The organism is Psychrobacter sp. Ps1, assembly GCF_022129425.1.
Taxonomy (GTDB): Bacteria; Pseudomonadota; Gammaproteobacteria; order Pseudomonadales; family Moraxellaceae; genus Psychrobacter.
The window spans coordinates 59,232-81,800 of the sequence record NZ_JADQAN010000006.1 but is presented as its reverse complement, the minus strand read 5'-3'; the positions used below and the strand labels follow the sequence as shown (position 1 = coordinate 81,800).

At 43.0% G+C, this 22,569-nt stretch carries 17 protein-coding genes and 1 riboswitch; of the genes, 8 read left to right on the top strand and 9 right to left on the bottom strand.

The features are described 5' to 3' along the window. Positions 1-25 precede the first annotated feature (25 nt). The gene (gene pstC, locus I3249_RS04495) at positions 26-979 is read right to left on the bottom strand and encodes a phosphate ABC transporter permease subunit PstC (RefSeq protein ID WP_101204645.1); all 954 of its coding nucleotides are present in this window, start codon (positions 977-979) and stop codon (positions 26-28) included. A gap of 209 nt (positions 980-1,188) precedes the next feature. Beyond that, complete coding sequence (gene pstS, locus I3249_RS04490; RefSeq protein WP_101211185.1) at positions 1,189-2,355, bottom strand: phosphate ABC transporter substrate-binding protein PstS; 1,167 nt, start codon at positions 2,353-2,355, stop codon at positions 1,189-1,191. Positions 2,356-2,647: 292 nt separating this feature from the next. Next, a riboswitch (TPP riboswitch) is annotated at positions 2,648-2,792 on the top strand. 248 nt (positions 2,793-3,040) lie between these two features. Between pstS and thiC the strand changes: the two genes are divergently transcribed. Continuing rightward, the gene (gene thiC / locus I3249_RS04485) at positions 3,041-5,155 is read left to right on the top strand and encodes a phosphomethylpyrimidine synthase ThiC (RefSeq protein ID WP_238068841.1); all 2,115 of its coding nucleotides are present in this window, start codon (positions 3,041-3,043) and stop codon (positions 5,153-5,155) included. 123 nt (positions 5,156-5,278) lie between these two features. On the opposite strand, the gene I3249_RS04480 is transcribed toward thiC, so the two are convergent. Next, positions 5,279-6,169, bottom strand: a complete 891-nt coding sequence (locus I3249_RS04480; protein ID WP_238068840.1) for a fructose bisphosphate aldolase — start codon at positions 6,167-6,169, stop codon at positions 5,279-5,281. Positions 6,170-6,345: 176 nt separating this feature from the next. Beyond that, on the bottom strand, positions 6,346-7,194 hold the full coding sequence (locus tag I3249_RS04475; protein ID WP_238068838.1) for an EamA/RhaT family transporter: 849 nt from the start codon (positions 7,192-7,194) through the stop codon (positions 6,346-6,348). Between the two features lie 369 nt (positions 7,195-7,563). On the opposite strand from I3249_RS04475, the gene I3249_RS04470 reads away from it, so the two are divergent. The 3 genes from I3249_RS04470 (at position 7,564) to I3249_RS04460 (ending at position 11,085) form a co-directional block, all read left to right on the top strand. Further along, the gene (locus tag I3249_RS04470) at positions 7,564-9,480 is read left to right on the top strand and encodes an ABC transporter ATP-binding protein (RefSeq protein ID WP_238068837.1); all 1,917 of its coding nucleotides are present in this window, start codon (positions 7,564-7,566) and stop codon (positions 9,478-9,480) included. Positions 9,481-9,556: 76 nt separating this feature from the next. Beyond that, positions 9,557-10,447 carry an alpha/beta hydrolase gene (locus tag I3249_RS04465; RefSeq protein ID WP_238068835.1) on the top strand — a complete coding sequence of 297 codons (891 nt, stop codon included), beginning with the start codon at positions 9,557-9,559 and terminating at the stop codon, positions 10,445-10,447. Positions 10,448-10,467: 20 nt separating this feature from the next. Then, a complete protein-coding gene (locus I3249_RS04460; protein WP_238068834.1) occupies positions 10,468-11,085 on the top strand; it encodes an alpha-ketoglutarate-dependent dioxygenase AlkB in 618 nt (205 codons plus the stop codon). A gap of 32 nt (positions 11,086-11,117) precedes the next feature. Here the strand turns inward: I3249_RS04460 and I3249_RS04455 are convergent, their stop codons facing one another. The 4 genes from I3249_RS04455 to I3249_RS04440 all read right to left on the bottom strand — a co-directional run bounded on the left by I3249_RS04455 (position 11,118) and on the right by I3249_RS04440 (position 15,465). Then, entirely contained in the window at positions 11,118-11,975 is an 858-nt protein-coding gene (locus I3249_RS04455) for an EcsC family protein (RefSeq protein ID WP_238068833.1), read from the bottom strand. 195 nt (positions 11,976-12,170) lie between these two features. Beyond that, a complete protein-coding gene (locus I3249_RS04450; protein WP_238068832.1) occupies positions 12,171-13,202 on the bottom strand; it encodes an NADP-dependent oxidoreductase in 1,032 nt (343 codons plus the stop codon). A 186-nt stretch (positions 13,203-13,388) separates the two neighbouring features. Next, on the bottom strand, positions 13,389-14,144 hold the full coding sequence (locus I3249_RS04445) for an endonuclease/exonuclease/phosphatase family protein (RefSeq protein WP_238068831.1): 756 nt from the start codon (positions 14,142-14,144) through the stop codon (positions 13,389-13,391). 208 nt (positions 14,145-14,352) lie between these two features. Continuing rightward, positions 14,353-15,465 (bottom strand): hypothetical protein, encoded by a 1,113-nt coding sequence (locus I3249_RS04440; RefSeq protein ID WP_238068829.1) that lies wholly within the window; start codon positions 15,463-15,465, stop codon positions 14,353-14,355. A 490-nt stretch (positions 15,466-15,955) separates the two neighbouring features. On the opposite strand from I3249_RS04440, the gene I3249_RS04435 reads away from it, so the two are divergent. The 4 genes from I3249_RS04435 to I3249_RS04420 all read left to right on the top strand — a co-directional run bounded on the left by I3249_RS04435 (position 15,956) and on the right by I3249_RS04420 (position 19,698). Next, positions 15,956-18,151, top strand: a complete 2,196-nt coding sequence (locus I3249_RS04435; protein ID WP_238068827.1) for a M3 family metallopeptidase — start codon at positions 15,956-15,958, stop codon at positions 18,149-18,151. Beyond that, positions 18,152-18,409: a YheV family putative metal-binding protein gene (locus tag I3249_RS04430; protein ID WP_238068825.1), complete on the top strand. Its 258-nt coding sequence runs from the start codon at positions 18,152-18,154 to the stop codon at positions 18,407-18,409. A 142-nt stretch (positions 18,410-18,551) separates the two neighbouring features. After that, positions 18,552-19,100, top strand: coding sequence for a hypothetical protein (locus I3249_RS04425; protein WP_238068823.1), 549 nt, complete (start codon positions 18,552-18,554; stop codon positions 19,098-19,100). Positions 19,101-19,134: 34 nt separating this feature from the next. Further along, positions 19,135-19,698, top strand: a complete 564-nt coding sequence (locus I3249_RS04420) for a hypothetical protein (protein ID WP_238068820.1) — start codon at positions 19,135-19,137, stop codon at positions 19,696-19,698. Positions 19,699-19,817: 119 nt separating this feature from the next. Here I3249_RS04420 and pnp read toward each other — a convergent pair whose 3' ends face one another. Then, positions 19,818-21,920, bottom strand: coding sequence for a polyribonucleotide nucleotidyltransferase (gene pnp / locus I3249_RS04415; RefSeq protein WP_238068818.1), 2,103 nt, complete (start codon positions 21,918-21,920; stop codon positions 19,818-19,820). Positions 21,921-22,569: the final 649 nt, after the last annotated feature.

Sequence of the window (22,569 nt, the reverse complement as noted above, 5' to 3'; positions counted from 1 at the left end):
AAGGTTCAATAAATCGGTAACAGACTTATCGGTTACCTGCTTTGTGATCCATGCGCATGAGCATCAGTTTTGCTAAAGACAGCACAATGAAGGTGATGACAAATAAGATTAAGCCTAGATGTAGTAGAGACGCAAGATGTAGCTCACTAGACGCTTCAGCAAACTCATTGGCCAAGGCCGAGGTAATCGTCACGCCAGAAGTAAACAGGCTTGGACTGATATTAAACGCATTACCAATCAAGAAGGTAACTGCCATCGTCTCACCCAATGCACGACCAAGACCCAAAATTACGCCACCAACAACACCAGCTTTGGTATAAGGCAGGATAATCTTGAACATGACTTCCCAAGTCGTCGCGCCCATGCCATAGGCTGACTCTTTCAGTAAATCTGGTACGACAGAGAAAACATCGCGCATGGTAGCGGCGATGAACGGTATGATCATAATGGCAAGCACTAGGGAGGCGGTAAACATACCCAGTCCCATAGGCGCACCTGCAAACAGTTTACCGATAATAGGCAAAGGGCCGACGTGCTCAATGAACCATGGCTGAATGTGATCACCAAAAAATGGCGCAAATACGAACAATCCCCACATACCATAAATGATAGATGGGATACCAGCCAACAACTCAATGGCGATACCAAGTGGTTTTTTGAGGAACTTAGGGCACATTTCGGTTAAAAATATCGCAATACCGAAACTGACTGGAACCGCGATAACAATAGCGATAAATGACGTGACTAAGGTGCCGTAAATAGGCGCTAATGCACCGTATTCATTGGCGACTGTATCCCAGTTATTGCTGGTATAAAATCCCAAACCAAACTCTTGAATACTCGGCCATGCTCCAACAATTAGAGACACCAAAATGCCCCCTAAAGATAGGAGGACGAGTATGGCAAACGCTTTAGTAGAGTTAACAAACAAAGCGTCGTAACGTTTTTGTTTAGCCAGTTGGGACCTTAAGTCTGTCATAAGTGTCTCAGCATTGAATGGGATGAATCGAAATATTAAAAAGATGTATATCAGGTCTTAACACAACAAACTTAAACGGTATGAGTAACTATATCTATCGAGATGTATTCATCAAATTTGCTGTGTTAAAACCTCTCAAACAACTACCGGAGAATAGTTATTCGAGAGGATAACTTGTCGGTTGCTAAATAGTATTTAGCAGAAACAAATTACTGAGCTGGCTTGTAGACAGGTTGTCCATCACTACCTTTTACTTCGTTCCACTTCTCTTTGAACAAGGCTACTGCCGTGTCAGAGAACGGTACGTAGTCTAGTTCCATGGCGCTGTCATCACCTTGGGTATAAGCCCAGTCAAAGAAGTTCAACACGCCAGCTACCTGTTGAGGATTTTCTGGTTGCTTATGTACCAAGATAAAGGTCGCAGCAGCGATAGGCCATGCTTGGTCAGTTTCAGAGTTAGTGATGACTTTATAAAAGCCTTCTTGTTGTGACCAATCGATATCACCTGCCGCAGCAAACGTCTCAGCAGATGGCTGTACAATGTTACCAGCTGCGTTTTTCAGCGCAGTATGTGACATCTTATTTTGCTTAGCGTAAGCATACTCAACATAGCCGATAGAGTTTTTCATGCGGTTTACGTAGCTTGAAACGCCTTCGTTACCTTTACCACCTGCACCAGTAGCAGAAGTCGGCCATTTGACGGTTTTATCAACGCCAACGGTGTCTTTCCAGTCTGGTGAAACCTTGGCAAGATAGTCAGTGAAGTTAAAAGTCGTACCTGAACCGTCTGAGCGGAATACTGTTGTGATTGCTGCATCTGGCAAGGTCAAATCTGGGTTCATCGCCTTAATCGCAGGGTCATTCCAGTTACTGATTTTACCCAAATAGATATCAGCTAAAGTCGTACCGTCTAGCTTCAGTGCACCAGGCTCAACACCATCAATGTTGACGATTGGTACAACACCACCGATGACTGTTGGGAACTGAATCAGACCTGCTTCGTCTAACTCTTCAGGCGTCATCGGGGCATCAGAAGCACCAAAGTCTACTGTTTTTGACTGAATTTGTTTGATACCACCAGATGAGCCAATCGACTGATAGTTGACTTGGCCGCCGGTCGCAGCATTGTAGTCATATGACCATTTCGCATAGATAGGCTGCGGGAACGACGCACCCGCACCTGTAATATTCATAGCGATATTTTCAGCAGATTTAAAATCTGACGTAGCAGAAGATGCTGTCTGAGAGGTTGTTTCAGCTGTTGTCACAGCGCTACTGCTAGTATCAGCAGTTGGCTCCGCCGTATCTGTTGACTTATTACACGCCGTAAGCATTAATGTACAACTGACGGCCACTGCTAATAACGAATAACGCATGTAGGACTCCTAAAGTTTAACAACGGTATAAAAAAGCATTGCTTGTGATATGCGTGTTATCTTGCCAAATCTTTATGACAGTTTAATGACAACTTCTAGAATCCTTCATTCGCTTTACATAATATTTGAATAATTCGTCTACAACCTAGCAATACTAAGCACCCTCATCTATTAACACTCAAAAAATTATTCACGAAAATATGGAACTGTATGTGTGACACGGAATATTTGTATCCAAATACTATTAGCCGTTGGTACAGAATTTTGTTAGTATGAAGGCTGATTTACAACACTGACAGACTCGGGGTGCGGTGTATTTTTGGCTCACTTTATTAAACTTACTTTATTAAAGTAGTCGCCTTAATACATTCGCTGAGAGATCACCCGCCGAACCTGATGCGGTTAGTACCGACGCAGGGAAGTCTTAAGCACTTTGTTATTTACGACAAAGGGCGCGTAGAAATACATTTTTATCGTCACTACTGTCTTAATATGCGTGATGCATAACCGGATAAGAAGAGAGGATATCAAGCTGCGTCCAATATTTGATGAGCACCATGCGCGACGATACTTTTTGGTCGAAGTTGTGGGTTCATGATATAAACTTGTCTAGATGATGGATGCCTACCCCCGCAGATACTGGCGGTGTTGATTTTATTCAAAAACCAACACGCTAGGACAGCATATGACTACTGCAGACACTACTTCAATTGCACCGAAAGCCCAAACGCATAACCCAGCCGACAACTCAACGCTTGCTTCTAATGCTGCTGACACTAATAACGTCAAAGCAGATAAGAAAGCAGATGCGCTAAAAACCCCTGCTCACCGTGCCGCAAGTGATGCCCGTTTCGAAGAAGATGCGCGCGACTTGCACCGTATTTTACCTGCCTCAAGAAAAGTCTATATCGAAGGCTCAAGACCTGACATCCAAGTACCGATGCGTGAAATCAGCTTGGCTGATACGCCTGTTGGCGGTACTGGAGATAAAGACGGTGAGCATAATCCGCCGTTTTATGTGTATGACACCTCAGGTGTATATACCGACCCTAATGTCGATATCGACCTTACACGTGGATTGCCAAAATTGCGTGAGAACTGGATCGCAGAACGCAATGATACCGAGCAATTAAGCGGCCTATCTAGCTCATACGGACAAGCACGTGCTCGCGATATCAGCACTGCCAACCTTAGATTTGCTCATATTGATAAACCGCGTCGCGCCAAAGCAGGACAGAACGTCACGCAAATGTACTATGCACGCCGTGGCATCATCACTCCTGAGATGGAATATATCGCCATACGCGAAACGCAAAAGCAGCATGAACTGACCGATATGCGTCAACACGATGGCGAAAGCTTCGGTGCCAATACGCCTCAAATCATTACCCCTGAATTTGTTCGTGATGAAGTGGCGGCTGGACGCGCTATTATCCCAAACAACATCAACCACCCTGAGTCTGAGCCGATGATCATCGGGCGCAATTTCTTGGTGAAAATCAATGCCAATATCGGTAACTCAGCGTTGGGCTCGTCTATCGATGAAGAAGTATCTAAAATGACGTGGGCAACACGTTGGGGTGCGGATACTATTATGGATTTATCAACGGGCAATCATATTCATGAAACCCGTGAATGGCTAATCCGTAACTCTCCTGTGCCGATTGGTACGGTACCGATTTATCAAGCCCTAGAAAAAGTCGATGGCGTCGCTGAAGACCTTACATGGGAGATATTCCGTGATACGTTGATTGAGCAAGCAGAGCAAGGCGTCGATTACTTTACCATTCACGCCGGCGTACTATTACGCTATGTACCGCTCACCGCAAAGCGTCTGACAGGTATCGTCTCACGTGGTGGTTCTATCATGGCTCAGTGGTGTCTAGCCCATCACAAAGAAAGCTTTTTATACACGCATTTCGAAGATATCTGCGAGATTATGAAACAGTACGATGTAGCATTTAGTCTAGGTGATGGCCTACGTCCTGGTTGTTTGCAAGATGCCAATGATGAAGCGCAGTTTGGCGAGCTACGTACGCTTGGTGAATTGACTAAAGTGGCATGGGAACACGATGTACAGGTGATGATCGAAGGCCCTGGACACGTCGCGATGAACCGCATTAAAGAAAACATGGACTTGCAGCTTGAGCTATGTGCTGACGCGCCTTTCTATACTTTGGGGCCATTAACGACAGACATCGCTCCAGGCTATGACCATATCACTAGTGCCATCGGAGCTGCAATGATTGGATGGTTTGGTACAGCGATGCTGTGCTATGTCACGCCAAAAGAACACTTGGGTCTGCCAAACAAAAAAGACGTCAAAGACGGCATTATCACTTATAAAATCGCTGCACACGCTGCTGACCTTGCTAAAGGTCATCCAGGAGCACAGGCACGTGATAACGCATTATCTAAAGCACGTTTCGAATTCCGCTGGGATGATCAGTTCAATCTAGCACTCGATCCTGATACTGCACGTGAATATCATGATGAGACGTTGCCAAAAGACGCACACAAATCGGCACACTTTTGCTCCATGTGTGGCCCTAAGTTTTGTTCAATGAAAATCACTCAAAACGTCCGTGAATATGCAGCAGGACTAGATAAAGATGCTGCCAACCAAAAAGTAACGCCGCAAACAGGCGACTTAACTGACGCTGGTCATCTAATCAAAGAGGTAGATACAGAGCTCGTTGGACAAGTTGGTGAAGCCACTGCTGAGGAAATTCGTCAAGGCATGGCGGAGATGACTAAAAAATATAACAACGAAGGACGCCAGTTATATAAAGAGGTGTAGGGTTAATAACCGATACTTTTCAAATAAGAAAAGCCCTACTATTTAAGTATTTGCACACTTATCTAGTAGGGCTTTTTTGGCTTATTTACTCATAATTTATGTGCGAATTTTCATTTACTATGTTTACACTTTCGACGCCTGATAAATCTCTTCAATTGAAGCATTAATTGTCTCAGCAAATTCACTATCGCTTTGTTGCTTACTCAAGCCTTCGGTAAAAGCACGCGAGAAGCTCGCAATCATACCTGGGTTTTGTTTGAGCTTGGCACAAGCATCGCTACGACTATAGCCACCAGATAACGCCACCACTTTGAGCACTTTAGGATGGTCAATCAGCTCCTGATAAAACCCTGCCTCTTCTGGCAATGTTAGCTTGAGCATCACTTGGTGTTCGTCATTCAAGCGTTCTAGATTGCGCAGTATATCTGCCTTCAACAGTAACTCGCACTCATGCTTTTGAGTGCTATCAATATTGACCTCTGGCTCAACGATAGGCATCAGACCTTTTGAAATAATTTGCTTAGCCACATCAAACTGCTGTTGTACCACAAGCTCGATACCATCGACGTTTGGCTCATAAATGACTGAGCGCATTTTAGTACCGAATACGGGATAGTTTTTTGCTTTATCCAATAATAGATCCAGATTCGGAATCGGCTTCATAACTTGCACGCCGCTCATTTGCTCAGCCAGACCTTTATCTACCTTTAAAAACGGTACGATATTTTTATCTTCCCATAGGTAATTGGCCGTCGACTTACCATTAACTTCGCGCTCCATGGTGTCTTCAAATAAAATTGCACCAAGTACACGCTCGCTATCAAAACAGTCACACGTCATGATACGAGCACGCATTTCATGAACCAAATCAAACATGGCCTCATCATTATCATAGTCGTCGTTGCTAACACCATAAGTCTCTAACGCTTTCGGTGTGCTGCCGCCACTTTGATCAAGAGCAGCAATAAAACCTGAACTATTTTTTATACGCTGTAATTGCTTATCGTATTCCATTGAGCCTGCATCCTATTTTTATTGGTTAAGTTAAGTATCATAAACTAAGCTTTTTTATTCCATACAAGCCGTGTTATTTGTAGATAACCTTATCATAGGATGATTTATATGCCTATATAGGATACGTGACAATATAGCCAAAAAATCATGAAACCAATACTTTTAGACAATGCGCATTACGCCAAAAACAGTACCCCTACACAGCAGACTGCCAATACTAATCCTATTATATTAATACGGTTCAACTGCTCTTTAAATACACCTACGCCAATCAATGTCGCTACGGCAATAACGCCGACATTCATACCAGTGAAAACAATACTAGGAGAATCATGCAGCACTTGATGTGCCCGTACATAAGCATAAATATTGCCCATGTTTAATGCGCCAAGCAGCAGTCCTGTCATAAGTGCTTGTTTTTGCCAACGTACCCGTGTGATAAGTAAATAGATTAGAAGCAATACACCTGCTACCCCGAAGCTAACCAGTAGAGTCAATGGAAAAGCTGCTCCTTGTTTGGCAACTTGTTTGAACAAAATATCAATAATGCCGTAGCCTGCCCATACCCCGAATAACCACAGTGGCGTATGCTTTGCTTGCCGAGTAATATCGTTATGCTGTGGTCGATAGACAAGCGCACCTAATGCCAAAAATCCTAACGCCAATCCAAGTATACGTGTACCAGTCAGCACCTCACCGAATAGCAAAAAAGCCGCTACGATAGGAATGATAAGTGATAAGCGCTGAGACGCGTCGGTTGCTACCATCCCCACCGCTTCAATAGCCCGTCCCAGAATAATAAATACGGCAGGTAATAGTATCCCAAGCGCGATGATAATGCCCCAAGCGCTATCAAGCGCATGAATGGCACCTACATCAGGTTTTAGTAATACCCAAGTCAGTAAAAAAGCCATAGGATAGCCTGCCACGATGGTCTGACGAATATCTATATTTTTCTGGCGCAATATTTTCAAAAGTACGGAGACGGCGACACTGCATAGCACCGCTATTATTAAATACATCATTCACTGCTACCTTTTGAACTTCAATGTTGAGTTATTATTGTTCATCTATTTATAAAGACCATTAAATAAAATGCCTGCTAATCAGTTGATATTTGCAATAAAATCATAGTTATAAAAGCAATATTTAAACCATGAATAAGTTTGGATGTAGAATGTAACAAAATATGTTTTCCACAGCAATCTATTTATTATTGTTGTGACCAAGGTTATAAAAACACAGCTATTCTTAAGCAAATTACAATTAGCATGCAGCTATGATTAGTAATTTTGCTAAAATAGCACCTAATCCCAATCACAAAAGTAAAGATTCTAGATAACGAGTCCTCTCGTTCATCTTGACGTACTGCTATTGATGTTTTATTACTGCCTATGAATGCTTTATTTCGCTTTTTTGAAAACCGTCTACCCGCCTTTCCAGACACACCCATGCCATTGCCATCACCTCGCGATGGCATGCTGAAGTTTTTGTGGGCATGTACCAATGGCTTACGCGGCTGGCTACTAATTTTTATGATTTTGTCCGCTGGTATCGGTATTTACGAGGCCATGCTGTTTGCTTGGATAGGTAATATCGTCGATTGGTTGGGCGTTTATACACCGCAAAACTTATGGGTAGAAAAAGGCGATATGCTACTCATCATGCTCGCTGTCATGATAGTTAGCCCACTGTGGATTGCCTTGTCATCGTTTATCCACTTTCAGACCTTGCAAGGTGTATTTCCTATGCAGATGCGCTGGCGTTTTCATCAGCGAATGCTTGGGCAATCCATGCAGTTTTATCAGGACGAGTTTTCGGGTCGCGTCTCAGCTAAGGTAATGCAGACAGCCCTAGCAGTACGCGATACCGTGATGACTGTCACCGATATGTTTATGTATGTCTCTGTCTACTTTATCACCTCAGGGGTGATTTTGTTTAATTTAGACAGCTTATTACTTATTCCATTTGTCATTTGGCTGGTCTTGGTTGCCATCACCATTTGGTACTTTATCCCCAAACTCAAAGAGACAGCGATTGTACAAGCGGATGCCCGTGCCTTGATGACGGGACGAATTACGGACGCTTATGCCAATATCATGACCGTAAAGCTATTTAGCCATTCGCGTCGTGAGCTTGGCTATGCCAAAAATGCCATGGGGCAATTTCTAGGTACAGTACATGCGCAGATGCGCTGGGTCAGCTATTTAGAAGTATCGACCCATCTTATCAGCGTGATCTTGGTCAGTAGTACGGCAGGTATTGGATTGTACTTGTGGCAACAAGGCGCAGTTGGTGTTGGTGCTATTGCTGCTGCGACTGCTATGGCGTTACGTCTAAATGGTTTGACGCGTTGGATTATGTGGCAGACAGCCAGTTTGTTTGAGAGTATCGGTACAGTTCAAGATGGTATGCGTACGTTGTCAGCACCGCAGACAATCATTGATAAACCTGATGCGCCAGCCCTAGCCGTTACGGACGGGCGTATCGTGTTCGACCACGTTGACTTCAGTTATGAAAATGACGAAGAAGACAATGACCAAACTAGCGAGCCTATTGATAGTACCAACATCGCTAAGCGCGCTCCTAACTCATATATCAAACTGTTGGACAACTTCCACTTAGATATTAAGCCGGGTGAAAAGATTGGTTTGGTTGGGCGCTCAGGTGCTGGTAAATCAACACTAGTTAATTTATTGCTACGCTTCTTTGATGTGGATAGCGGTAAGATTCTAATTGATGGTCAAGCTATCGATGCGGTCACGCAAGAATCGTTGCGTCAACAGATTGGTATGGTGACTCAAGATACGTCATTGTTACATCGCACCGTGCGTGAAAACATCGCCTATGGTCGTCCTGATGCTACTGACGCGGAGATTATGATCGCTGCCAAACAAGCCCAGGCATGGGATTTCATCAAAGATCTGTACGATGATAAAGGCAATACAGGACTTGATACCCAAGTGGGTGAACGCGGAGTCAAACTATCTGGCGGTCAACGTCAACGTATTGCTATCTCACGTGTTATGCTAAAAAATGCGCCGATTTTACTTTTGGATGAAGCGACCAGTGCGCTAGATTCTGAGATTGAATATGCCATTACCGAAAGCTTAAATGACATCATGACTGGCAAGACCGTTATTGCTATCGCCCATCGCCTGTCTACTATTGCCGCATTGGATAGACTGGTCGTTATGCATCAAGGCCGTATCATCGAGCAGGGTAGTCATGATGAACTATTAGCATTAAACGGTGTCTACGCTCGACTGTGGCAACGTCAAAGTGGTGGCTTCTTAGGTGAAGACAACTAGGATTCATTAAGAGCAATCATAAGAAGACAATCTACAAAAAATCACTCAAAATAAGTCACAAGGAAGTGTTTATTTTATGGAAGCATTCACAAACCGCATTAATCTTAGCGGAAAGCAGGCACGTTACTACGACCTTAGCCAGTTTAATCAGCCGCTAGATTCAAGCTCTACTCCCCGCGCGCCAGCACATTTTTATAGTGGTAATAGTTTTACTGTTGGTACTTATACGCCACTATTAAGTAAGCTAGCCACTGAGTTTGATATCAGCTCACTTGCCCTACGTGGCTACTGGTATGATAAGCCGCACAGCCGCCGTCTGACGCGCGAGCAAGATGCCGACATGCTGATTGAATTTTTAGAAAATACCCAAGACAAGCCTGTCGTAGGTATTGGTCATTCGCAAGGCGCTACGGCCACAGCAATGGCAGCTGCCAAACGTCCAGAGCTATTTTCACAGTTATACTTGATCGAGCCTGTCACATTTACCAAACACCAAGCCACCTTATATAACCTTTTGCCACGCTCTGTCCTACTGAGCCGCGAGCCTTTCAAAAGTACGTTAACTAAGCAATCTACTTGGCCCAGTACCCATAGTTATTACGAGAGCCTACGTGCGCAGCGTGCTTATAAGCGTATCAGCGATGAGCATTTGCAAGTGTTTGCTGAGCAAAGCTTGAGCAAAAATGCAGATGGTAGCTATACGCTTATGTTTGCACCAGAACAAGAGCTGGCCAATTATTTTGGCGCCCCTCATATCGATGCTGCGCTCAAGAAACTACGCTGTCCCTACACCTTGATTACAGGCAAGCCTACCCTGTTCATCAATGATAAAGTACGAAAGCAATGGAAAAAGTTTGTCCCAGATAGCAGTCTTATTTCGCTGTCAGATTATGGTCATCTATTGCCAATGGAAGCGCCTGAACTATGTGCTCAAATTATCAACGAGCACTATCAAAGCAGTAAATAAGGATTTATAACGACTGAATTATGACTGACCTCTTTGCTCCTGCACCCACGGATAACTTACTACCCTATGATGGTAAGGTGAATGATCTAGGCGTGATTATCGACGATGCCACTGCCCTTTATAATACTCTACTAAATGAGCTACCTTGGCAGCCAGACATCGTGACGTTATTTGGTAAGACCCATATAACTACTCGGCAAATCGTTTGGATGGGAGATACAGATGCAGACTATCAATATTCAGGACACGTGCGGCAAACTGTTCCATGGTCAGATGTAGTGTTTCACGTGAAACAGAAAATCGAACAGGCTTTAGCAGAGGTTGGCGTAACTGCCAATTCTAATACCTGCCTGCTTAATTACTATCCTTCTGGCGCTGATGGTATGGGCTATCATGCCGATGACGAAAAAGAGCTCGGTCATCAACCAGTCATCGCCTCCTTGTCGCTTGGTGCCACACGCAAATTTGTTTTTAAGCATAAAAAAACTCAAGACAAAGTTGAACTTTATCTTGAGTCTGGCCAGCTCGTTGTAATGCATGGTGATACACAAACCTTTTGGAAACATACGATTACTAAGACAAAAATAGACGATGCTGGGCGAATCAGTCTAACGTTTCGGCATATGCTTACATCTTGATACTATCGCTGACTTAACGAGCCATTGAGTGTTTATACGAGACGGTCCAAAAAACGCTCACGGTAACACTGATAAGCAGCTTCACAAACATTGGCAGTGTAGCTAGCATTAACACCACCTGCGACTACTGCACCCACCGCTGGAATGATTTGCGCCGCTTTTGTCTTAACGATGTTAGTGGCTACTTTAGTCGCTGTCTGACGCAGTACACGAGACATAACTTCTTCATTAATCTGATTGAATGCTTGAGTTTCTGGATCTTTAATCATCGCATGAGTGTCATCTAACGCCGCTTTACGCTCTTCAACAGAGGCAGAAGTTGCTACAGCCAACAAAGACATAGCAAATAACTGTTCGCCTTCATCATTGATATCAAAGCCATAGTACGTTGCATATTCTCCAATCGCTCGTAGGTTAGCTGTAATAAGCCCAACGACATCAGCAGGGATACCTGCCCAGCCTACAACCCCCGTAGTCACCCCTTGCGCACTGGTTAGCGCTACATATTTGCTTTTGAAAAGCTTAACTTGTTTATCTACAACAGCAATGGGTAGACGTTTAATGTCAGACAGCGTTTTAATAGAGGAGTCATTAATATCTGCTGTCTCTTGATAGTTATCGATAATGCCTTGAGTGTCCAATGTCCAGTTGGCTGCATCACTCAAAGCAGTAATCGTTTCCTCAGTTGCTTTTTTTAGAGAATTACCAAATTGTGGAGCTTCCATCAGCGCATCACCGGCGGCTACCACAGGGGTATTAAGCACTGCTAGCGTCTTATCCAAAATCCCTTTATCAGGGTTCTTCCATGCTTCTATCTCTGCACGTACTTTTGCTTCATAAGCAATGTGGTCATCTGTTTTTTCATTGCTGGTCTTATTGTTGATAGTCATATTATTCCCTTTATTAGTATCGTTCGCTTTCTATCCTATGATAAATAAGCAAAGACTACAGGGACGTTCTGTTGTCCAAAATAAAACTTTTGTATGATTTGTTAGGTCATCAGTTAAGTTTACTGGGTTTCAACAGACATCCCCTTACTAATAAATCCTATCAAACAATACCTAATAATTAGGCAATCTTGACATTCACTCAGCTGCCGCTAAGACAATCTTGCCAAAAGCATCGCCTTTTTGTAGCTCATGGTGCGCTGCAACAACTTCTGAGAGTGGATAAGTTTTTTGAATTTTTAAAGTTAGCTTACCATCGGCTACTTCCTGTAAAACACGCGCCATATCTTGACCACTACGCTGCGCTTTATAGCCTGCTACTGCTAAGTCTTTTTGCTGACCGGCTTCTTTGAGCTTATCAACCCAGATAGTTGGCAACACATTCACTCGGGCACCTGATTTGAGTACGCTAAGCGCACGGACACCTGCTTCGTCACCAACTAAATCAAGCAGCACGTCAGCTTGTAAGTCAGGGAACGCTTCATCTTTGGTATAATCTATCCAACCCGCCAGCTTAGATACGTCTATCAACTCATCAAGCTTGGCGTACTTTTCTGGCGAGCAAATTACCGTCACCTTGATGTTATCTTGTGCCACCTTATTCATGAGCAATTGGATTAGTAAATGACCGACACCACCTGCTGGTGCATTAATCACCACATGCTCGCCTGTTTTTATATCAGCAAAATCTACAAATTGTAGTGCCGTTTGTCCGATACAAGGCAAAGCACCTGCCTGCTCTAAGCTGACATTATTTGGTACTTTTGCGAGCAACTTGGCATCTACTGCTGCATATTGCGCATAGCCGCCACCGCTAAAGGTCAAGGCCGCTACTCTATCGCCAACAGCAAACTCGTCGCTATTACTGCTGACTACTTCGCCTGATACATCGAACCCTAAAATAGCTGGCTGATCATTCTCAAACTTGTCTTTGCGAATGTTTTCCGCACCCCAGCCTTTACCTTGGCGAGTTTTATAATCGACAGGGTTAATCCCAGCATAGGCAATTTTTACCAGTACTTGGTCGTCCTGTAGCTCAGGGACATCAGCACCATCTTGATATTTCATTACTTCAGGCTCACCGAACTCGCGTATGAGTACGGCGTGCTGTGTCTTAGGTATATTGTGGTTAGCTTGTTGATTATTATCAGTAGTAGACGTTGTTGCCATCGTAGAATATCCTTATATTTTGTTTATTAGGCTGTACTTGTTATTCATTTTATTGAAACGTTGTACTGTTAATATCACTTTCAATCGAGAACATAGTTAATTAATAATATGATCAATAAAGACAATTGTTCATATATCGATAGATTGCCAATATAATACATTTAGACGAATTATTATAGTTAGGTATTAGGGCAACATCAGTTCTGCACTAATGGGCAGGTGATCTGATAGCGAGGACCAAGGTTTTCCAGTGTGTACCCAAGCATCCTTCACAAGCAAATTGCGCACGTAGATACGATCTAAACTAAGCACTGGCAGTTTTGCGGGAAAGGTTGACAACAGCTTGCCATGACAATGCTTGAACGCTTCTATCATACCGAGATCTGACGCCAGTTTGTCACAAGACATCTTTTTCCAATCGTTAAAATCGCCTGCCAAGATGAGCGGTTGATTCGGCGCAATCTCATTTCGCACATAATCACTAATCGCTTGATACTGCTTGATACGATCACGCTCAAATAAATTTAAATGTGCACACAATACGACAACTGGCATCTCCCAACCGATAGGCTGTACCTCACAGTGCAAGACACCGCGCTGCTCAAGCTTATTAACCGTAATATTTACATTGTGTTTGGGGTCTAGCGGAAAGCGGCTCAATACTGCATTGCCGTGGTGGCCGTTTTCGTATTCGGAGTTTTTACCGTAACTGTTTTGCAAATCTAAAAATTCGCCGAACCATTCATGCTGCGATTGATCTGGGTACTCGTTGTATTGCATATTGCGTTTAAGGTTTTGGCCTTGCACTTCTTGCAGGCACAAGACGTCTGAACCCACAGACTCTAGCGCCTGAGCAATACCTTGCATCTTCACTTGGCGATTCAGCGGTGACATGCCTTTGTGGATGTTGTAGCTGGTTAAAACAAAAGAGGTGGTAGTCATAGTTTGGTTAGTTGTACGCTCATTATTTATGGAGTAAAGATCAATAGCTCAGCTACGATAGCATCCATAGTGATTGTAATGACAGACATAAAAAGAGCACTGGCTCGTATTGAACCAATGCTCTCATAGTACACCTATGTATTATTAATGGCTAATTCATAAATGGCTGATTCATAAATGAACATCGCGCATAGGTGTCATCGTCAGATTAGTAGCGAGTTACTAGCGCTATTGGTTGATCTTCACCCATGATATCTTGTGGCATAAATACAGCTTCGCCGCCATTATGAATGACGTGTTCGATGATTTCGCCGATTGCATCGTCTGTGATGCCTTCTGTAGTCGCATCATTGGCAGGACTTAGAGTCTGAGCTTTCTCGTCAATCTTAGCGGATTGTATATAACCACGGCGTACATAAAGCGTCTCGCCAGCCCCTTGGAAAGCACTGCGATACACTTCCTGCAAATCAGTCTGCAACATATTCGCACCGCGAGCTTTATCGATTTCACCCAATGCAGCTTTGTGCAGCGATGTACGATACTCTTCTACGGCTTCTTGCACGCTATCTACGATATGCTGAGCACTACCGTCTTCTAGATTGGTCGCATTCGATACTGTAGCGATGATATTGTCTGGACGATCACAGACTTCTTTATAGTAGCCAATATTTTTCGCATCACCAACTATGACAAGAGGCATTTTATGCTCGCCCCACAATTCTTGGACACTTTTATCAACTTGGTTAAAGAATTCTTTTAAGTGACTGCTTTCGTTGTTTGATGAACGATCTGAGCCACCGTCACCTGTTGTGTATAGTCCGTTGTTTTCGACAGGGAATTGAATGTTCTCCATGTTGTTTTGTGCATCGTCATCTTTATCGAACTCTCTCACAACACGGTCATTAGAGGCTTCAATCAAACGCGCATTGTCACGGGTTAAGACCACCGTATAATAATGAACCGCACTTGCCATATCACGTACCAAATCTCGGGTCGCAAATCTATCTGAGATTACAACACGTTCTGTCGTATCAATTGGCATACGAACAACTTGCACATCATCTGTACTAGCAAATATAGCCAACGTATCGAGGTTATAATTGTGATTGAGCTCATTTATTTTATTTTGAATATTATCTAGAATGGTAGTCGCTGTGCGTTTATCGTACTCTTTCGTCAAACGATCTTCGGCAACTTTCAATTGGTTTTTTAGAGCGATAGGATCTTGCTCATTGGCTGGATGTTCACGATGCGTTTTAACAAAGATACTTACTGCAGGATTCGCTTTAGTTTCACGTAAACTTTTAAGAGTCGCTTTCATATATTGCTCCTTGTTTTATTATCGTTCATTTTCAACTTTATGTATCTCTTCACTCATGTACTTTTATCAGTGTAGAAATTTCTATCCGTGTTTTTTTTGCATCTCATTGATGCATAATATTTAAATTCCATTATCTTGATGCTAACAGCTATACCCCACTCCCTGTAGGGTTAATTTGCAAGCAAATGATAGCGCTTTGTAAGTAGAGCACTCTATATTGTTAAAGAACTGCCTTAACGAACATAGCTGCATATTCAGATAATTATCTTGAGAAGTTGAATCTAAGTACCAGAATCTCGACATTTACTTTCAGATTGCTAGCACTGTCCTAATTACTTGAATCGTATAAAAGTGCTTAGGTTGTATTTTTACCAAACGAACCCATCTTTTATATAATCTATATATAAAATAAGAACACACTGTATATTTCAATAGTAGCCAGACTTTTCTCGTTTTGATTAATAATGATTCATTGATATCGGATACCTATATGACACCTTCTCCTTTAGATTTACGCCTTGTCGATTTTACCGACACTGCACCACATACGTTACAGAACCAAGTGATTGTTGCTATTGACGCTGCCAATGCTTTTTTAGATACCTTAACCGCGATAGAAAGCGACAGCGCTGAAAAAATAAGCGCTGAACAAGCTTTGGCAGATGTGATGAGCTTTGACCATATTAATTTGGCATTAGATCGTAGCTGGGGTATTTTGTCGCATCTCAATAGCGTGATGAGCAATGATGAGATTCGTCATGTTCACCATGAGCTGCTACCAAAGCTATCTGCTTACGGTACGCGAGTGGGACAGCATCAGCCTTTGTTTAATCGCTATCAAGCTATCGTCAATGACACAGATTTCTTTGCTACATTAGAGCCTGCTCGTGCACGTGCAATCGAACTGGCATTACGTAGCTTTGAGTTATCAGGCGTTGCGTTACCTCAAGCTGAGCAAGAAAAATTTGCCGCTATCCAAAGTGAGTTATCTACCTTATCTGCAACCTTTTCGGACAATATCTTGGATGCGACGCAAGCATTTGCCCTGCCTTTAGAAGATTCTCAGTTGAAAGGCTTAACAGAGAGTGGTTTGGCCCTATTGGCAGATGCAGGCGAGCAATACAAAGCACGTGAGCTTGCTAGCGGTGCCCTGAGTCAAACAGATATAGATGCACTTCCTACTCCTTACTATGTGGCTAGTTTAAATATCCCCGTATATCTAGCGATCATGACTCATGCGGACGATCGTAGCTTACGTGAGACGCTTTATCATGCTTATGTCACACGCGCCTCTGAGTTTGATACGCATACCAATGCAAAAGGCAACTCATTAAATAACGCTAACAATATGAGTCAAATCCTTACATTACGTGAGCAAAAAGCCAAGCTACTTGGTTTTGCAAATTATGCTGAAGTATCGCTATCAACCAAGATGGCAGACAGTGTTTTAGAAGTTGAAACATTCTTACGTGACTTAGCAACGCAAGCAACCCCTGCTGCCAAGGCAGATTTGGCACAGCTACAGAAATACGCAAGCGATTATGGCATTGACGAATTGCAACCATGGGATAGCGCCTATATCGCTGAAAAAGTAAAACAAAGTGAGTTCAGCTTATCGCAAGAGGAGATTCGTCCATATTTCCCATTACCCAAAGTGATTAATGGTTTGTTCACTATCGTTGAGCGTCTATACGGCATTAAAGTACAAGAGCAAAGTTATAAAGATGCAGAAAGTGACTCAGTCTCGCGCTGGCATGACGATGTGAGTTTTTATCAGTTATTCGATACTGATGATCGCTTGCTCGGTGGTTTCTACTTTGACTTGTTTGCACGTAGCGGTAAGCGTGGCGGTGCATGGATGAGTGGTTTTCAATCTCGCTATAGCTACGAAGAACAGAACCATCAGCAGCTGCCCGTTTGCTTTATGGTTGGTAATTTTACGCCGGCCCTTGATGGCAAACCTAGTTTATTGACCCATGATGAAGTATTAACCTTATTCCACGAATTCGGTCATGGCTTACATCATTTATTAACCCAAGTGACGGTCGGCGATGTTGCTGGTGTCAATGGCGTTGAATGGGATGCGGTCGAGCTTCCTAGTCAATTTATGGAAAATTGGGCTTGGGACGCTGAAGGTATCGCGCTTATCAGCAGTCATGTTGAGACTGGTGAGCCATTACCTAAAGACAAATTAGACGCACTATTAGCAGTGAAAAACTTTCAAAGCGGCATGCAAACGCTGCGTCAGATTGAGTTTGCTCTATTTGATTTGCTCATTCATGCTCATACGCCAGCACTTAGTTACGATGGTATTTTAGAGACGCTCAATACTGTCCGTCATGATATCTCCGTTATGCAAACACCTGACTATAACCGCTTTGCTAATGGTTTCAGTCATATCTTCGCGGGTGGTTATGCTGCAGGTTATTACTCATACAAATGGGCGGAACTGCTATCAGCGGATGCGTTTAGTAAGTTTGAAGAAGACGGTATTTTCAACCCAGCGACAGGCAAAGCGTTCCGTGAATCTATCTTATCTGTTGGCGGCAGTTTCCCAGCGAAGACCAACTTTGAAAACTTCCGTGGTCGTAGCGCCAGTATCGATGCCTTGCTACGTCATAATGGTTTCACTGATGTTAAAAATATTGATGCGGCAAATACTCAAACGACGCGCGAGGTCATTTAAATGCGTTATCAATCATCTAGTCCCAAGCGCCGATTTTTAGCAGGGGTACGTTGTCCGAAATGTCAGGAAATGGACGCTGTGGTGCAAGTCAATATCGTCACTCCTGCCCCAGATGAGTATATTGAATGTACTCAGTGCGGACACACAGAGCACCGACCCGACTCTGAGGCCATTAGTGCCAAGAACCATTTAGAAGATCAAATAGCTCGTGATGCGATGGCGACTGGCACCAGCGGTACTGTAAAATTCAAGCCTTAGCTATCTAGCACTTACACTTGAAACTAGATTAAATACTTTATTATTTAATGGTCTATTAAGCCTATCTATCAATAGATGGGCTTTTTATTTTGAGTTTGCTATAGTATGGCTACTTATATTCTTGACATGAATCGATCACAATATGAAACCAGACAACATCCGGCCTTCATCAACCCACACTTCTAAGAAACAACAGACTAAATCACGTCAGAAAATTTTGGCAGTACTTATCTCCATATTGTTACTTATCGTCGTTGTCTACCTTATCGTAGGAAGATCTGGCACTCAGTCCATACTCCCTGTAGATGACGCCACTTCGGCACCAGTAACTGAGCAAACGCCGACAGAGTCAACAACAGACAATATATCTGAGACAACAGATGACTTTGTGATTAAAGATAGTGTGCTCATAGATGAAAACTCTGGAGAAGTAAATAATGACAGTACAGCGATACCGAACCCTACTGCTATATTAGATGCGCCGCTACCAGAAAATGATAGCTTGGCGAAAGAAGAGATTGATCGTTTAGAAGATGAACGTCAGCGACTGGCCGAACAAGAAAAGTTAGCCGCTGAACAAGTGGCTATGAATAAGCAATTGACTGATATGAAGGCAGAACAAATTGCGCTACTCGAACAACAAATTGCTCAGTTAGAAGCAAACGACTCTAATAAAGCGACGGTTCAATAACCGTATACTTGATTTGGTTATAGAGAGGCTTACGATGGCGATTTTGCAATTCACACATGCCTCTATTTTAAATAGCAATGCACAGTTGCTTGTTTTACCTGTCAACAATGCTGGTGTCGTTTTAGATCCTGTACTCACACGAGCAAAAACTCTATTTCCTGATAATTATAGTCGCTATCATCGCGCGTGCCGCGATGGTAGTCTGAATGTTGGTAGCTGCTTACTTAATAAGCGTACACGTGAGCAAGTCGGACTTGGTATCAGTAGTAACGGTAACCAGCCAAACTATATTGCCAACCTCGTGATATCAAACCATCCCTATCATCCAACGCGCACACGTTGGCTGACTGCTGCCTTGATTGATTTACAACAGCAAATAATGCCGCTTATACGTTACCAAGGTATACGCAGAGTTGCATTGCTTGCGCGGCCGCTTATCTCAGGCAAACCACGTGATATCGTATCCAATGAAAGTAATACAGCAGATGCCCTGCCTTTAGACTGGCATGCTGATGCTTTGCCATTACTAACTGAGTATTTACAAGACCTACCAAAACTTCGTATCGATATACATCTGCCTAAAAGTATTGATTTATAAATGGCCTTTTAGCTAGCCAGTCATCGTCTTTTTAGACACATAAAAAAACCGCCTTGAATACTCATAACGAGCATCTCAAGGCGGTTTTTTATTACTTAAACCACATCAGATATTGAGTATTAGTTCTGCTCAACACCTTTCATAGTCAGTTTGATACGACCACGGTTATCAACGTCTTGGACGAGTACTTTAACGATCTGACCTTCTTTTAGGTAGTCTGATACATTCTCTACGCGCTCTTCTGCGATTTGTGAAATATGTACTAGGCCATCAGTGTTTGGCAAGACATTTACAAATGCGCCGAAGTCGACGATACGAGCAACGGTACCTTCATAAGTTTTACCAACTTCAACTTCAGCAGTTAGTGCTTCGATTTTGCCGATAGCTGCCTTGGTCGCTGCTTTGTTTTCACCAAAGATACGGATAGTACCTGCATCATCGATATCGATAACCGCGCCAGTTTCTTCCGTTAGCTGACGGATAGTTGCGCCGCCTTTACCGATAACGTCACGAATCTTGTCCGGGTTGATTTCGATAACCGCGTAGTTTGGTGCATGAGCATTGATTTCAGTACGGCTCTCAGGCAATACTTGGTTCATTGCTTCTAGGATATGGATACGACCTGCATGAGCTTGTTTAAGTGCTTGCTCCATGATGTCAGGTGTAATACCTTCGATTTTGATATCCATCTGAAGTGCAGTGATACCATTTTTAGAACCGGCTACTTTAAAGTCCATATCACCTAGATGATCTTCATCACCTAAGATATCTGACAATACAGCAAAACGATCGCCTTCTTTAACCAGACCCATCGCGATACCAGCAACTGGTGCTTTTAATGGTACGCCTGCGTCCATCAATGCCAGACTTGCGCCACAAACAGAAGCCATAGAAGATGAACCGTTAGATTCAGTAATTTCTGATACCACACGAATCACATACGGGAAACGCTCACTATCTGGTAACATCGCTTGTACACCGCGGCGTGCTAGACGACCATGGCCGATTTCACGACGTTTTGGAATACCTTCACGGCCCGTTTCACCAACTGAGAAATGCGGGAAGTTATAATGCAGCATGAAATGGTCACGAATCGTGCCACCTAGTGAGTCAATCATGTTGACGTCACGGCTGTTACCAAGTGTGGTAGTAACCAATGCCTGCGTCTCACCACGTGTGAACAGTGCTGAACCATGCGTATACGGCAGTACACCAACTTGTACGTCAAGCGCACGAACTGTCTCAGGGTCACGACCATCGATACGCGGCTTACCTGACAAGATATTGTCACGAACGGTACGATATTTAAGGTCGTTATAGATTTCTTTAAGCTCAGATACGGTATCAGCATAAGTCTCTGACTCAGCATCACCAGCAAGTGCATCAATAATTGATTGCTTAATTTCATCAAGTTTGGTGTAGCGTGCTTGCTTATCAGTAATGGTATAAGCGTCAGCAACTTGCTCGCCGAACTGCTCTTTCATGCTGCTGGTAAGTGCTTGATCACGCTCAGGAGCAGAGTATTGCTGCTTAGCAGTACCAATTTCTTCAGCCATTGAAGCAATATTATCAATGACGATTTGTTGTTGCTGATGGCCGTACAATACTGCACCTAACATCTGGTCTTCTGACAGCTCTGCCGCTTCAGATTCAACCATTAATACCGCAGACTTAGTACCAGCTACAACCAAGTCTAGATCACTGGTTTCAAGCTGCTCAGTCGTTGGGTTTAGTACGTATTCGCCGTTAATAAAACCAACACGAGCGGCAGCGACAGGGCCATTGAATGGCGCATCAGAGATAGCCAATGCGGCTGAAGCACCGATTAATGCAGCGATGTCTGCAGACTGCGTTTTATCTGATGATACAACGGTGGCAGTAATTTGAATCTCGTTTACATAACCTTCAGGAAATAACGGACGAATCGGACGGTCGATTAAGCGAGAGGTCAGCGTTTCAAACTCGCTCGCACGGCCTTCACGTTTGCCGTAAGCGCCTGGGATTTTACCCGCTGCATACATTTTTTCTTGATAATTAACCGTTAGCGGAAAGAAGTTTTGACCTTCTTTAGCTTCTGATTTTACGACTGCTGCAACTAATACTGTTACGCCGCCCATGTGTACTAAAATAGAGTTTGCTTGACGGGCAATGCGGCCTGTCTCGATAACAACCTGCTGGTTGCCATATTGAAATTCACGCTTAATGGTGTTGAACATTGTCATATAATCTTCCTAATGTTGACTGACAAAACTGATATCAGCGTCAAAAAAAGCTGATATCTGTCATTAAAATTCTGTGTATATGGCTATCAGTTGACATGCTTTCTATTAGAAATCATCGCAACCAATGCCAATAACGTTACTTGGTTATCTCATATATTTGTCTGAGTTAGACATCGTACTATTATGTATATTCGGTCGTGCAATTTTGGCTTTACTATAAATACTATCAAAAAGGCATTAAGTCAAAAGACTTCGATGCTAAAAACCCTACAGGCTATTTTCTGAACTTTCAAATATTAGCTATCTGCGCTGATTACCAAGCCAAATAATAAGTATCTTATTAATAATCGCCATATCTGTAGCAGATACGCTATCAAACTCACAAGGCATTATTTTACAGTGATTTATAGCCATTGACCAATTAATTGCACAGTAGCCCAATTATCGTCAGAAAATACCGTACTTGAGACTTAGTTAGTACAGTTTATACCAATATTCCTCTTAGCTATTCCATAAAAGGAGTTACAGCTCTTACTATTTGAGCACGGTATCTAAAACGAATAAGCATAAAAAAACGGCGTGAAACTATTCCACACCGTTTTTAGAAAAATCTATTTTATCGATAACAACAAACAAGTTCCAAGCGATT